The 14,543-nt window shown below is 55.7% G+C and carries 10 protein-coding genes and 1 pseudogene; 4 read left to right on the forward strand and 7 right to left on the reverse strand.

The window, feature by feature from the left end; translation table 11 throughout:
- Positions 1-82 precede the first annotated feature (82 nt).
- The 5 genes from K9N21_22830 to K9N21_22850 all read right to left on the reverse strand — a co-directional run bounded on the left by K9N21_22830 (position 83) and on the right by K9N21_22850 (position 7,976).
- Positions 83-679, reverse strand: coding sequence for a PAS domain S-box protein (locus K9N21_22830; protein ID MCF8146752.1), 597 nt, complete (start codon positions 677-679; stop codon positions 83-85).
- 91 nt (positions 680-770) lie between these two features.
- Positions 771-3,233: a response regulator gene (locus K9N21_22835; protein MCF8146753.1), complete on the reverse strand. Its 2,463-nt coding sequence runs from the start codon at positions 3,231-3,233 to the stop codon at positions 771-773.
- Positions 3,234-3,405: 172 nt separating this feature from the next.
- Positions 3,406-6,093 (reverse strand): response regulator, encoded by a 2,688-nt coding sequence (locus tag K9N21_22840; protein MCF8146754.1) that lies wholly within the window; start codon positions 6,091-6,093, stop codon positions 3,406-3,408.
- A 277-nt stretch (positions 6,094-6,370) separates the two neighbouring features.
- A complete protein-coding gene (locus tag K9N21_22845) occupies positions 6,371-7,237 on the reverse strand; it encodes a transporter substrate-binding domain-containing protein (GenBank protein ID MCF8146755.1) in 867 nt (288 codons plus the stop codon).
- A gap of 166 nt (positions 7,238-7,403) precedes the next feature.
- Entirely contained in the window at positions 7,404-7,976 is a 573-nt protein-coding gene (locus K9N21_22850; protein ID MCF8146756.1) for a response regulator, read from the reverse strand.
- Positions 7,977-8,365: 389 nt separating this feature from the next.
- Here K9N21_22850 and K9N21_22855 point away from each other — a divergent pair, with 389 nt between their 5' ends.
- From K9N21_22855 to K9N21_22870, 4 genes and pseudogenes are all read left to right on the forward strand, one after another.
- Positions 8,366-8,551, forward strand: a complete 186-nt coding sequence (locus K9N21_22855) for a hypothetical protein (GenBank protein MCF8146757.1) — start codon at positions 8,366-8,368, stop codon at positions 8,549-8,551.
- A gap of 182 nt (positions 8,552-8,733) precedes the next feature.
- Positions 8,734-8,961: pseudogene (locus K9N21_22860) on the forward strand (hypothetical protein).
- Positions 8,962-9,046: 85 nt separating this feature from the next.
- Positions 9,047-11,254 carry an ArsA family ATPase gene (locus K9N21_22865; protein ID MCF8146758.1) on the forward strand — a complete coding sequence of 736 codons (2,208 nt, stop codon included), beginning with the start codon at positions 9,047-9,049 and terminating at the stop codon, positions 11,252-11,254.
- 96 nt (positions 11,255-11,350) lie between these two features.
- Positions 11,351-12,769 carry a sigma-54 dependent transcriptional regulator gene (locus tag K9N21_22870; GenBank protein ID MCF8146759.1) on the forward strand — a complete coding sequence of 473 codons (1,419 nt, stop codon included), beginning with the start codon at positions 11,351-11,353 and terminating at the stop codon, positions 12,767-12,769.
- A gap of 162 nt (positions 12,770-12,931) precedes the next feature.
- Here K9N21_22870 and K9N21_22875 read toward each other — a convergent pair whose 3' ends face one another.
- Positions 12,932-13,585 (reverse strand): threonylcarbamoyl-AMP synthase, encoded by a 654-nt coding sequence (locus K9N21_22875; GenBank protein ID MCF8146760.1) that lies wholly within the window; start codon positions 13,583-13,585, stop codon positions 12,932-12,934.
- 499 nt (positions 13,586-14,084) lie between these two features.
- The coding region (purE, locus tag K9N21_22880; GenBank protein MCF8146761.1) for a 5-(carboxyamino)imidazole ribonucleotide mutase at positions 14,085-14,543 on the reverse strand (459 nt) is incomplete at its 5' end.

Raw genomic sequence — 14,543 nt, forward strand, 5'->3', positions numbered from 1 at the left:
TAAATTGTATCGAACCGCAAAGGGAAAAGCAAGGGAAAAATCACCCCGATGTCATTTTTTTAGGCCATTTCTCGGTCGACCGCTAATGACTCGGCCGGACTCGCGCCAGAGCCAGATAGTAAGTCCGACAGACTGCTAGGTCCGTTTCATAGTATCCCTCTTCAATCCCCTCGAGGATGCTCCGATATCTCTCCTCGCTTTCCCTCAGCGCATCCCAGGCCTTCTTGAGATCGGTGATATCATGTGAAATGCCTCGAAACCCGATCGGTTGACCTGCGTGGTCTTTCATCAAGGAGGCGGACAATTCATGGAAGCAGCGACGCCCGTCTTTCCCGATAATCTCATAGACCACCTTTTTTACCGGTTTTCCGGTCCTGTAGATTTGATTGAAAAGGGCAAAGATTTCACTGGAGGACCCAGGGGGCATGTATTCGCGGTTATTCTTGCCCAACAACTCTTCCCTGGAATACCCAAGCACCCTGCACAGGGAATCATTGAAAAAGGTAAAATTTCCCGCGAGGTCCACCTCAAAATAGGCCTCTTCAATGCTGTCAAGAACGGTTCTGTATCTCTCCTCGCTCTGCCGCAGGGCCGCCCCGGTCCGTTTCAGTTCGATGGCCTCCTGTTCCAATTCCCCAATTCTCTGTTCCAGCCCTTCGTAATGCGCTTTTTTCGCCATTAGCCCCCCTCCACGCCGCACTGCCAGGTCCACGCTTCTGCCCCAGTAAACAAGAATACGCTCTGATTTTTCAATCGACAATCACCAATCATCAATCGCCAATCCCCCGGTCCAGCACCTCCCGAACCGTCCGGGCCAGTTTTTCCGCAGTCAGCGGCTTTTCGATAAAGGCCCTGGCGCCGGTGCTTTTGACCTTCCGTCGCACGGACTTCTCAATAAACCCGCTGGAGATGATGATCGGCATTTCGGGGCGTATCTTCAGCATCTCCTGTGCGAGTCTGTCGCCGGTCATGTCGGGCATGGTCAGGTCCGTGATCACCAGGTCGAATCGGTCCGGGTCCTCAGAAAACAACCGAAGGGCCTCTGTACTTTTTGTCAGGGTCGTCACCTTGTACCCCATATTTTCCAGCACCCGCTTGCCCAATTTTGCCAGAGGGGCCTCGTCATCCACAAAGAGGATCGATTCGGTTCCACCCGGGAGGTCGGCGGCCTCCTCAGGCCTGGCCGCACCTTGAGAAGGCTCATCGATCCTCGGAAAATATACATGAAAGGTGGTCCCCTTTTCCGGCTCGCTGTAAACCGTGATCTTGCCGCCATAACTCTCCATAATGCCATGGACCACCGCCAGCCCAAGGCCGGTGCCCTCTCCCTTCTCCTTGGTGGTATAATAGGGCTCAAAGATCCGGTCCATCACCTCAGGGGCCATACCGTGGCCCGTATCGCCGACGGTCAGCCTTACATAAGGGCCGGGATCGATCTTGATCGCCCTTGCGTCGTCTGGATCCACCTCGACATTTTCAAGACGCACCGTCAGTGTCCCTCCCTTTTCCTGCATGGCATGCCGGGCATTGGTGCAGAGATTCATCAGGATCTGGTGGATCCGGGTGGCATCGGCCAGGATGTCCCCGGCATCTTTGTCAAGCTTTTCGTCAAACTGAATGGAAGTCGGGATAGAGGCCCTCAACAGCTTCAGGGCCTCCTTGACGATGTAAACGGGTCGCATCGGCTCGCGCTCTTCCTCGGTCTGACGGCCTACGGTCAGGATCTGCCGGATCAGGTTTTTGGCCCGGTTCCCGGCCTTTCGGACCTCGTCCAGATCGGGTATCACATCGCTCTCTTTTGGGAGCTTCATCGCGGCAAGCTCGGCGTATCCGATAACGGCCGACAGGATGTTGTTGAAGTCATGGGCGATCCCGCCTGCCAGGGTCCCCAGTGCCTCCATCTTCTGCGACTGCCGGAGGAGGGCCTCCAATTCTCTTTCCCTGGTGATGTCCACGTAGATGACAAGCTGATCTCCACCTTTGAGCATCACCGATATGAACTGAATCTTCTTCCGCAATCCGTCCTTGTCCGTAACCGAAAACACTCGGGCTCGCGGTTCGCCGGGCCTCGATGTTCTCTGATCACTGATCCAGGCGGATATGACTCGATCCCGGTACCCGGCATCGGGGTATGCCTTTCTAAACCATTCGCTGCCGTCCGCGATGTCTTCAAGCGCATATCCGAACATCTTGACAAAAGTCGGGTTGACATAGCGGTAACGACCATCTTCTCCGATGGTGGATATGCCGAGCGGAGATTCTTCCGCCAACACCCGAAACTTCTCCTCCGACTCCCTGAGCCGCTCATTCGAAGCCTTCAGATCACGCGTACGTTCAAACACCAGCGCTTCCAGGCCCTCATTGATCTTTCTCAGCTCCGCCTCGGCACGCTCCCGCAGCGTGATCTCCCGGCGCATCCCCTCGCGGGCCTTCTGCTCTGCCGCCTTCGTCGTTTTCAGTCTGCCGGTCATGGTGTTGAATGCATCGGCCATGGATTCGATCTCATCCCCGGTTTTGACCTCCACCCTCTGATCAAAGTCCCCGCCGGCCACCCTTTTGGCTGCCATGGATACCCTGTTGACGCCGCCTGCAATCCGGGCGCTCACTTTCGTTCCGAGCACAAAGCAGACCGTGACCGCCGCAAGAATAATTGCCAGCAGGACCAGTTGGGTTTTCCCGTGATCCTTCTCCGCCGATCTGACCTGATAGGCCATCTGTTCAGTGATCCGGACGCACAATTCATCGAGACTGTCCATTGCCTCTGTGACCGCTGCGCCGGCAGCCCCTGTTTTTCTGACCATGGCAAAGGCCTCCTCATCACGGTTTTCCCTGCTCAGGGGTCTTGCCCGCTCATTCCAGAGTTTCATGTACAGGTTCCATGAGGCCTCAAAGGCCGCAAGATTTCGAAGGATTGCCTGGTTCTTTACGCTCCTTTTTAAGGCTTCCACGTCCGCGCGGATCCTTTCCAGCCGGTCCGCGATCTCTGACTCATAGCGATCCATCTCATCCAGAGAGGGATGAAAAAGGTGCAGCAACGAATTGGAATAGGCAAAGCTGACCCGTTGCAGCAGGTCGGTGACAACTTTCACCGATTCTGTCTCCTGCTTCAGGATAGACTGCAAACGGTTCTGGCTCTTGATTGAGATGTGCAGGTTGACCAATCCCATCGCAATGATAACCAAGAGCATTGCCGCGAGTCCCAGCATGAGTTTGGTACGCAGATAAAATCTCATGATCCCTCCTTTGCCCCTCATCCCCGCACTTGTTCCACATCCATAATACGCTCCCTCCAGGGTCCACCGCGTTGACGGCGTTCGGCCCCTGAAAAGCTCTATACCTTCATCCGGCTCCGCGTATCAGAGCCCGTCGGCCGGAGGTCCATTCTCAATCGACAAGCAGCAATCATCAACCGCCAATCCCCCGGTCCAGCACCTCCCGCACCGTCCGGGCCAGTTTTTCCGCGGTCAGCGGCTTTTCGATAAAGGCCCTGGCGCCGGTGCTTTTGACCCTCTGGCGCACGGACTTCTCAACGAAGCCGCTGTAGATGATGATCGGCATCCCGGGACGGATCTTCAGCATCTCCTGTGCGAGCCTGTCTCCGGTCATGTCGGGCATGGTCAGGTCCGTTATCACCAGATCGGACCGGTTCGGGTCTTCAGAGAAGTGGCGTAAAGCTTCCATACTACTTCTGAGGGCCGTTACCTTATATACTAGATTTTCAAGGACCCGCTTTCCCAATTTTGCCAGGGGGGCCTCATCGTCCACAAAGAGGATGCGCTCTGCACCGGTAGGAAGGACGGCGGGCGCCGCGGCCCCGGCTGCCTCCTGGGAGGGCGCATCGATTCTCGGAAAATAGACATGAAAGGTGGTCCCTTTTTCCGGCTCGCTGTAAACCGCGATCTTGCCGCCATAACTCTCGATGATGCCATGGACCACCGCCAGCCCAAGGCCGGTGCCCTCTCCCTTCTCCTTGGTGGTATAATAGGGCTCAAAGATCCGGTCCATCACCTCGGGGGCCATACCGGGGCCCGTATCCCCCACCGTCAGCCTTACAGAAGGGCCGGGATCGATCCTGATCGCCCTTGCGTCGTCCGGATCCACCTCGACGTTTTCAAGACGCACCGTCAGTATCCCTCCCTTTTCCCGCATGGCATGCCGGGCATTGGTGCAGAGGTTCATCAGGATCTGGTGGATCCGGGTGGAATCGGCCAGGATGTCCCCGGCATCTTTGTCAAGCTTCTCGTCAAACTGAATGGAAGTCGGGATAGAGGCCCTCAACAGCTTCAAGACCTCCTTGACGATGAATATGGGTTTCATCGGCCCGCACTCTTCCTCGGTCTGACGGCCCGCGGTCAGGATCTGTTTTACCAGATTCTTTGCACGGTCGCCGGCCTTTCGGACCTCGTCCAGATCGGGCATCACGTCGCTCTCTTTGGGGAGCTTCATCCTGGCGAGCTCGGCATATCCGATAACGGCCGACAGGATATTGTTGAAGTCATGGGCGATCCCTCCTGCCAGGGTCCCCAGGGCCTCCATCTTCTGCGACGCCAGCAACTGGCGCCTCAGGTCTCGCTCAGCGCTCACGTCCATCACGAATCCGAGAATGGCGGGTTCGCCATCATAATCGATGGCCGCCCCTCCGAGGACCACGGGGAAGACCTTCCCCTCCTTCTTCAGCGCCCTGATTTCGTATGTGAGAGGCACCTCTTTCTCGGCCGCCAGCCGAACTCTCCCTCGCTCTCTGACCAGGTCCCTGTCCTCGGGAAAGAATAACGATTCCACCGGCTGACCCTCAATCTCGTGGACGTTCTCATAGCCGAAGACCTCCACAAATGCCGGATTGACGTACACATACCTTCCCTGCTGATGGATGCAAATGCCAACGGGGGCCGCCTCGATAATCCGTCTTGTCTTTGCTTCCGAGGCCTTCAGCCTTTCCTCTGCCTGCTTGCGCTCTTTCACCTCCTGGTTCAACTCTTCGATGGTGGTTGACAGTGCGGCCGTCCGCCGTGCAACCATCTCCTCGAGTTCCGTGGAGAGCTCCTTGAGCGCTTCTTCGGCCTTTCTGCGCTCGACGATCTCGCTGTTCATTGCCCGGTTCTTCGCCTCGATCTCCTCCCTGGCCCTCGATGCCTCCTCCAGACGGGTATTCAGAACGAGCCGCTGGGTATTGACCCGGTAGGCCAGGACAGTCCCGCACAGGATGAGAACGGCCAGTGTCCCCATGCCCAGGGGAAGATGCCAGACAGATGCGCCGCCTCCCACTTCCGAGGCCGGCAGCACGGAAATCAGAGACAAGGGGGTATCCTTGATCCGGGCACTGAACACCAGCGTCTCTGTGGAGGCGCCGTTCGCATTGTTTTCGTCAAAACGGTGAACGACATCGGGCTTCAGGGTGTCTCCCTGTCCGCTCTTCGAACCGAGAGAAAAACCATGTCTGTCGCAGATAAGATATCTCAGCCGGGAAGATGTCTTGTCGGCTCCTGCGAGGTCTTCGGTGGCCTCGGCTGAAATCCATGCCACGATCTGGCCTGCATACAGGCTCTTAAAGAAATATGGAATGGAGCACATGACCGCCAGAGGATCTTCATGTTCCACAATAATGGCGACGTCGGGTTGCTCCGGCTGCAAGAAATCCTTCCAGTTCATCCCGGCTCTCCGTTCTTTTCCTTCAGGGACGGTCACCAGGGCCTTTCCCTCCGTGTCGATAAAAACGATGTCGGAATAGATGGGGTTCCCTTCCATCCGCCTTTCGTTCAGGAATGCCTGAAAGATTTCTGAAATGCGCAGGAGGCTGGCTGCCAGTCCATATTCCATGGACATGCCCAGAGCCTTGTTCTCAAAAAAGGAGAGGATGGCCGGGCTCTCCGCCAGATTCTTGAGGTCGTTCTTTCTCTCTGAGAAATAGTAACTCAACGCCATGGCCTTTCCTTCCGTATCCCGCCTGAATTGCTCCCGCGCGAAATGCTGTACGCGGCGGTGAGATAGAACAGTTGCGACCAGAAGAAAACCGATAAAGACGATCAGCAGGAGGGTTGTCCCAACAAGGACAATCCCGGCCCTTCCGCGTGGCCAGTCAAGAAGATGACCCATTGTCGACGCTCCTCAACACCAAGCCCTTTGGCAAGCCCTTTGGCGACCGAGCCTCTTGCAAAAGCCCTTTAATGTCATTCCGGCGGATGCCGGAATCCAGGGTTTTCAGCTGCTTCTGGCCCCCGGCCTTCGCCGGGGTGACGGCCTTATCGAGTTTTGCAAGTGGTTCGACCATTTTGGATTTTGGATTTGGGATTAAAAAAGCCACACAAATGAAACGGGTTGATCATGTGCCTGAACACCTGTGATATGTGGGTTAGGGGTTTCGGGTCAGACGCTATTTGAAGAACTCAGGAAAGAACGAGAAGGCGGCCGGGTAGTATTTTCGAACCAGGCCCACGTATGTCCCATCCTTTCGGCATCTCTCAAAAAACCGGTTGAACGCGTCCCTCAGTTCCGGTGAATCCTTGGGAAAGGCATAGGCCATTTGCTGAAGAGGCGACACGGGACCGATCACCTTGATCTCTCCGGGCCATTTCCTCAGAGCGACCAGGGCATCGGCCGCGTCCTGAAGCACGGACTCCGCATCCCCCTTGACGATGGCGGGCACCAGTTCATTCAGGTTTCCGGTAAACAGCCTGGTCTCGGCACCCGCCTCCTTGAGGCCGTAAAGGGAGGGGTCGAGGCAGGTATCGGCCATTCCCAGAACATTGTGTCCTTTCAGGAGGGCCTTTACCGCGGCAACGTCCTTGTCCGGATCGCCTGCAGGCTGGATCGGTTTCATGCCTGAGTCGGCCCGGGCCACCAGCCAGATCTGGGTCGGAAAAGTAGGGACGGAATAGGACACCGCCTTTTCGCGCCAGGACAGCACCGTGAGCCCGCTGGCGATGAGGTCTCCCCGGACCGGCACCTCGCCGAGGATCTCCACATCGTCGCCCGCGGGTTTGACCTTTTTGCCGCACAGATCTTCGATCACATGTTGCCAGTCGGTCTCTACAAAGCGGTATTCGACTCCAATCTCTTTTGCAAAAAGGCGCACCATTTCCACGTCCAGGCCGTCCCCGCTCCCGGTGACAAATCCGGCATAGGGAATTCCCAGGTGCCTGAGGACGCCCCTTTCCTTGATTTCCGCAAGATCGTCCCCGTACGCAAGGCCGGCTGCCATCAGGAGCACACCGGCCGCCAACAGCGCCCGAATCGCCATCCGTCTCTGATTTCGTTTTTTCATTGTTTTGCCTCCCCTTGGAATTGAAGATTGAAGATTGAAAAAGCAACGGTCCGGGCACAGTGGGCCGCGGGCCAATACCCCAATGCTCCGCCACTCCCCTACTCCATCACCCCAACCCCCGGAACGCGCCAGAGCCATTTTTCTATGACCTCGGCCCGTTCAAAAGGATCTCTACCTGACGAAGAAGGGTTCGTCTTTCTATGGGTTTGACCATGTAGCCATGGGCACCCGCTTCCATAATCCGATCCCTGTTCTTTCGGCTGTCAAAGCCGGTGATAATAAGGATCTTCATATTTTTGCCGGCGGGGTCGGCTTTCAGACGCCTGCACGCCTCGAAGCCGTCCATTCCGGGCATGAACAGGTCGAGGATAATCAGACTTGGCTTGAACCCCATGGCCTTGACCCCGGCCTCAAAGCCATCCGACGCGGTCTCTGTTTCAAATCCCTCCCTGGAAAGCATGGCGGTCAGTACGTTCCGGATATGGGGGTCATCATCCACGATCAGGATCTTCTTTTCCACGGGCCGGTAGTTGGCCAGGGGATACATCCCCTTGTCGCGGGCAAAGTCCTCCAGGTCCTCCTTGAGGATGCGGTAATGCCCGCCAGGGGTGAGAGACGCCTTCAAGGCCCCGGACTTGATATGTTTCCATAAGGTCCCCCGGCTGACAGCGCAATATTGCGCAGCCCGGGTCACCCCGAATATCTCCTGCTCCATTTTTTATCGCCTCTGTTTTTTGAAAAAATGAAAACCAGCTGAACGAATTGAACCAATTGAACTTTTATTTTACATTAACCTCCCTGTCAAGGAAAAATGCAGACAAGAACGCGCATATGCAAAGGACCCATGGAGTGTTGCAACAGATACATTGACGTTGTAAATCCCATCTGTTAGCATCGCTGAAAAACTCCTCATGGCTTTGCCTGGGAAACAGGATCGGCAAATCCCCACCTTCAGAAAAGGCTACCATGTGAAAAGGCTTCACCAGATCATAACCGGCCGGGTCCAGGCCTGGCAAGGCCAACACCGCAGTAGCCGTAAAAATCGTGGACATGCTGGGGGAGGAAGTGCTGATTGTAAGAGATGTTTAGACGAAGGTCTTCGATATTCTGCCTGTCGGTCTCTGGATTGCCGACAAGAACGGTAAAGTCCTGAAAGGAAACCCTGAAGGCGCAAAGATCTTGGGGGCAGCACCCCTGGTTGACCAAAAGGGTTATGGCTTATTCAAGGCCAGAAGGCTCCCCTCCGGAGAGGGGTTGCCCCTGACGACTGGGCGCTGGCTCACACGGTAAACGAAGGGGTCACGGTGGCGGATGAACTGCTGGAGATTGACGGCTTTGACGGGCAGAAAAAAACCATCCTGAACTTCACTGCGCCGGTGCTGGATGATAACGGACAGATAGAGGCAGCCATCGTTGTCAATCGGGACGTCACGGAATTGAAACGGGCAGAGGCCGCCCAAGAGAAGCTGATTCAGGAACTCCAGAAGGCCCTGTCGGAGGTCAGAAAACTGAGCGGCATGCTCCCCATCTGCGCCTCGTGCAAGAAGATCCGCGACGACCAGGGCTACTGGACCCAGATCGAGGCCTATATCCGGGACCACTCCGAGGCCGAGTTCAGCCACGGCATCTGCCCGGAGTGCATGCAAAAGCTCTATCCGGAATATTGTACGGAAGATGGAACATTGGCGGATGAAGCGTGAGGAGAGCGCGCGGAACTCGGCATGCAGAACGGGGAACGGGGGAGATCGAAAACACGCTCATGACAACGCAGCCAAAGACCTTGAAATGACGAATAACATCCCTGAATTTCTGAAGAACAAGGACCTTCGTCTGATCTTTTTTGGCGGAAAGGGCGGTGTGGGCAAGACGACCATGGCCGCTGCATCCGCCCTCCATCTGGCCATATCGCGCGGGGAGAACAAAAAGGTATTGGTGATATCCACGGATCCTGCCCATTCTCTGGCAGACAGCTTCGGGGTGGAGATAGGGGACAGGGTGACGGCAATCCAGAGGTCAGAGATCGCAGGTCAGATTTCAGATGTCGGAGATCTGAGGTCGGAAGTCGGAAGTCGGAAGTCGGAGGTCAGGGCGAAGACGCGAATTGAATGCCCTCAATCCAAAATTCAAAATTCAAAATTCAAAATCCAAAATCTCTTCGCCCGAGAGCTGGATGCGGGGGGGGTGCTGGATGAATTCAAGCGGAAAAACCAGGACGTCATCAAGAAGCTGGCGGAGCGGGGGACCTATTTCGATCAGGAGGATATTGCGGGATTTGTCGATCTTTCTCTGCCTGGCATGGACGAGGTCATGGCCGTCATTGAAATCGCCGACCTGTTGAAGGTGGGGACCTATGACATCGTGATCGTGGACACGGCCCCTACCGGCCACACGGTGCGGATGCTGAACCTGCCCGAACAGATGCTGAAGTGGATCGAAACCATGGACCTGATGCAGCACAAACACCGCTACATGTCGGAGGTTTTCAGCGGGAAGAAATACAGAAAGGATGCGTGCGATAGGTTTCTCGAAGATCTCTCCTCGGACATCGACCGGGTGAGGAGGCTCCTGTCGAACATTGAAATGACCCGGTTTGTGCCCGTCATGATCCCTGAACCGATGAGTATTTACGAGACAGAGCGGCTCATCGGCTCCCTTGAAAAGAATGGGGTCCCAATAAAGGAGATGATCGTCAACCATGTGGCCGAATCGGAGGGGTGCATTTTTTGTCGGTCAAGGAAAGAGGATCAGGAAAGGCCGCTGAAGGAGATTGACGACCGCTTTTCCGCCTATGACAGGATCCGCATCCCCGCATTTCCACATGAGATTCGCGGGATCAGCGGTCTCAGGACCATCGCGAAGTATCTCTCAGGAACTTTCGAACCCGTATGTCCAGTGGAACAGGGGGAGGTGATCGAAACTCCCAGCGGCTGTCTGGCCCTCGATTCCGGCCTGGAATTTGTTTTGATCGGGGGCAAGGGGGGGGTCGGAAAGACCACGCTGGCTTCTTCTGTGGCCATATTTTTGGCCCGACACAATCCGGGGAAAAGGGTGCTCCTCTTTTCCACAGACCCCGCCCATTCCCTCTCAGATTCCCTGAATCAACCCATAGGAGACGAGATAACCCCAGTCCAAAGTCCAATGACTAATGAGGTGTCAGTCCAAGGTCCGGAGTCCAAGGTCCAAAGTCCATTGAATGACCACCGAATGACCATGAATGACGGCCGCAGGTCAAATGACGTGTCAGTCCAATCCCCAATGACCAATCTCTACGCCCTGGAGATCGATGCGGACAGGTTGTGGGGGAATTTTAAAGAGGCATTCAAGAACGATATTGCAGCCTTGTTCGACAGGTTCGTAGCCCGGGGCGCCGACATCCGGTTCGATCGTGAGGTGATGAGCGGGATGCTCGAATTGGCGCCGCCGGGGGTGGATGAGATCATGTCTTTGGACAGGATAATGGACTTGAGGAATGAGGGGGAATTTGATATTTTTGTGCTTGACACCTCGCCCACCGGGCACCTCCTCCGCTTTCTGGAACTGCCCGATTTGGCCAGGGAGTGGTTGAAGGCATTTTTCAGCCTGCTGGTGAAATACAAGGGGGTCGTCAGTCTGGCCGGGGCAGCGGAAAAGGCCCTGGCCCTGTCCAAGAATGTCAGACGGATTCAGGAAACCCTGACAGACCCGGAAAGGACCGATTTTGTCGCAACGACCATACCAGAGGCCATGGGCGTCTCTGAATTGGAGCGTCTGATGCTCGCTTTGCAGACCGGAAATATCCCGTGCCGCCATATCGTTGTCAACAAGGCGGTCCCGGAGACCGATTGCGGGTTCTGCTCCGTCAAGCGCGCGGAGCAGCAGGATTATGTTCGGAAGATCGCTTCGATGTTCCCTGACCGGACCATCGTGCAGGCGCCTCTCTTTCCCCGGCAGATCCGGGGAATAGAAGATCTGAGAGAGCTTGGCGATGCCGTGTTCTGTAATAACCATGAATGACAACTGAATGACAATTGAATGACGGCCGAAGGCCTAATGACAGCGAAGCTGAATGACCAATGACCGTTATCGAATGAAAAGGAACAGCTTCAGAAAATGATGCCATCGGGACAAAATATACTGGTTGTGGATGATGATCCCGATTTTGTATGGCTGGCCCGTAATATGCTCGAACAGGCGGGATACCGTGTGACAGAGGCCTGTGACGGTCAATCGGCCTTGACGCTCTTTGAGAAGGACAAGCCCGGAGTGGTCCTCCTGGATTATCGAATGCCGGGAAGCGATGGGCTCCATATCGCTATGGAAATGAAGGATAGGGATTCCTCTGTGCCGATTATCATGATTACCGGTTACGGGGAGGTCTGGATTGCGGTCCACGCCTTGAAAGCGGGTGTATATGATTATGTCATCAAACCGGTTGACAAAGATGATCTCCTTTTCGCCATTACCCGGGCGATGGAGAATCAGTATCTCGTGGAAGAGGTGGAGCGATTGCGGGCCGTGCTGCACGACCACGGTTCGCTCTATGATCTGATGGGGAGGAGCGGGCCTGTCAGAGACCTTATTGACCGTGTGGAAAAGGTGGCGCCCACATCGTTTACTGTTTTGATAGAAGGGGAAAGCGGTACCGGTAAAGAGCTTGTGGCGAATGCCATTCATGATGTGAGCTGCGCAAAGAAGGGGCCTTTTGTGGCCGTGGACTGCGGGGCCATCCCCGAGACCCTCATCGAGAGCGAATTGTTCGGCTACGTGAAGGGCGCCTTCACCGGGGCCTATGCCGACAAACCCGGGCAGTTCGAATTGGCGGACGGCGGGACCCTGTTCCTGGACGAGGTAGGCAATCTCCCCTATACGGTGCAGCAGAAGCTGCTGCGGGCGCTGCAGGAACGGGTAGTCCACCGACTCGGGGGCCAGGCCCCTGTGGACGTTGACGTTCGAATCGTTGCCGCCACAAACCAGCCCCTGGAAAAGAATGTTGAGGAAGGTCGCTTCCGGTCAGACCTCTACTTCCGGTTGAATGAGTTTCTCATTCGAACGCCTCCGTTGAGAGAGAGGGGTGAGGATATCTCCTATCTGACCAAAAGGTTCATGAGTGAGGTGGAGGAAGAACTGGGAAAGAGCTGTGGGGGCGTCTCTGAGGAGGCCATGCTTCTCCTTACTGCATTTCACTGGCCCGGCAATGTCCGTGAACTGCGCAACGTGATCCGTCAGGCCGTGCTCCTCTCCGAGGAAAATGCGCGGATACTGCCCGACCATCTGACATTCAGTTCCCATTTCGTGTCTGGAACAGAAAATGGGGGCATCCCTTTAACCCTTTATGACGGCAGAAAATCGCTCAAGGAGATTGTCACGGGTCTGAAGGGGGTCTTTGAAAAGGAAGTCATCGAGGGGGTCATAGCGCAGGCAGAAGGGAATAAGAGCGAGGCGGCCAGGAGACTCAAGGTTGACTACACAACGTTACTCAGAAAAATCAAAACTTACCGGATCGATGCAATTTCCTATGGGGCGCATTAATGCACAGGCTTTTTTCGCCCGTGCTCTTCCGCTCTTTGCACGTCCCGAATGCGCCCAATTCACACCACTTAAGTTCTAATCTGCCGCTCTTGTATTCTTTCAGATCGAAATAATCACCTCCCACCTTCATTTGTTCCGGTTTCCCGGCAGGCGTCCCATCGTTCAGGGAGAAACGGCTGGCGGGGTGACGGCCTTAATGATTTTTTCCAGTTCCCGGCGTGGGATCATCCCATCCCTTATGATTTTAGGCAGGTGCGTGGTCATGTCGAGAACGGTTGATCCGATCCCGCCTGCTGTTTCCCCTGCGTCCAGGATCAGATCGATCCTGTCTCCGAAATAGGCCGTGACTTCTTCGGCATGACAGCAGGGAGGGGCGCCCGAAGGGTTGGCGCTGGTCCCGGTGATGGGTCCCCGGATGGCCCGAGCCAGTGCGGTAGGGATGGGGTGACCGGACAATCGGACGCCGATGGTTTTGGTTCCGCCGGTGAGGAGGGGCGAGATCTTTTTAGATGCCTCCAGGATCAGGGTCAGGCCCCCGGGCCAGAACTCCCGGATCAAAGGGACGGCGGCCGGGGGGATGCGGGTCACATAATCTCTCAAGGATTCGGCGGAGGGGATCAGGATTAAGACCGGCTGTCCCGGGTCCCGGTGTTTCAAGGAAAACAGCTTCCGGATGGCCGTTTCATTGCCGGCATCCACGGCAAGACCATAGAATGACTCTGTGGGACATGCAACCAGTCCCCCTTGCAGGAGGACCTTTTTCGCCTGCTGAATTACTTGGTCCTGGTTTACGGCAGGATCCAGACGGATAATCATTTCGCGGTTCAGTCTCTCCCAAAGTTAATAGCGCACACAGCTAGGAAAAGAATACGTCCATGATATTTGCGCCCCTGTTCCTAAGGCGGTCTAACCGCCGCAACCAAACAGGTTTCACCCAAGTCCCAGAGGACGCCCGTGGGGGTCTCTGCCCAAGAGCTGCAATAAAATGCGGTCGTATGGTTCGGCGGCCGCCCCCGGGCTCCGAATAATGTTTACGGAAAGGCAGCGAGGACATACCGTCCCATGAAAGACTGTTCTTGGGGCTGGAACAGACTGTATTGTAAAGCCCTGCTGCCGTTCCCAGGAGCTGTATTCGGTTTTTGCAGCTCTTGAGCAGAGACCCCCACGGGAAAACTTCTTCGCACGTTGCAGAGAAGTTACAGACAAAGAGTCTAAGGCGGTCTAACCGCCGCAACCAAAAAGGTATTGGTGCAAATCCCGGCAATTTTTGAGCGCTTACCGACAAGGCACCAAGAGGGGATTAAGAACAAGGATGCTAAGCATTTTTCGGATGTTCCCAGAAATCTACTTTAAGTGAAGCTTGTTCTGTCAATTTCTTACGGTAGTCCTTTACCTTTTCGGAAACGCTGGGATATTTCAAGGCCAGGATCTGAGCGGCCAGGAGCGCGGCGTTTTTGGCACCCCCGCTCCCTACCGCCACTGTGGCGACAGGGATGCCTGAAGGCATCTGGACGGTGGACAAAAGCGCATCCAGCCCTTTGAAAGGGGATGAGTCGACAGGCACCCCGATCACCGGCAAAGTCGTGTTTGCCGCAATGGCCCCGGCCAGATGAGCGGCCCACCCCGCACCCGCGATAATCACTTCAATTCCGCGATCGGCCGCAGAAACGGCATACGCCCTGGTCAGATCAGGGGTCCGGTGAGCTGAGAGCACCTTTACCTCATGCGGCAGCTCCAGTTCTCTGAGGAGTTCCACACATCCCTTCATCACTTC

The organism is Deltaproteobacteria bacterium (assembly GCA_021737785.1).
GTDB lineage: Bacteria > Desulfobacterota > DSM-4660 > Desulfatiglandales > Desulfatiglandaceae > AUK324.

Bases quoted from the DNA above. Each gene is read 5' to 3' on its own strand.
- K9N21_22830 (MCF8146752.1), bottom strand. From the start codon at position 679: ATGGCGAAAAAAGCGCATTACGAAGGGCTGGAACAGAGAATTGGGGAA.
- K9N21_22835 (MCF8146753.1), bottom strand. From the start codon at position 3,233: ATGAGATTTTATCTGCGTACCAAACTCATGCTGGGACTCGCGGCAATG.
- K9N21_22840 (MCF8146754.1), bottom strand. From the start codon at position 6,093: ATGGGTCATCTTCTTGACTGGCCACGCGGAAGGGCCGGGATTGTCCTT.
- K9N21_22845 (MCF8146755.1), bottom strand. From the start codon at position 7,237: ATGGCGATTCGGGCGCTGTTGGCGGCCGGTGTGCTCCTGATGGCAGCC.
- K9N21_22850 (MCF8146756.1), bottom strand. From the start codon at position 7,976: ATGGAGCAGGAGATATTCGGGGTGACCCGGGCTGCGCAATATTGCGCT.
- K9N21_22865 (MCF8146758.1), top strand. From the start codon at position 9,047: ATGACGAATAACATCCCTGAATTTCTGAAGAACAAGGACCTTCGTCTG.
- K9N21_22870 (MCF8146759.1), top strand. From the start codon at position 11,351: ATGATGCCATCGGGACAAAATATACTGGTTGTGGATGATGATCCCGAT.
- K9N21_22875 (MCF8146760.1), bottom strand. From the start codon at position 13,585: ATGATTATCCGTCTGGATCCTGCCGTAAACCAGGACCAAGTAATTCAG.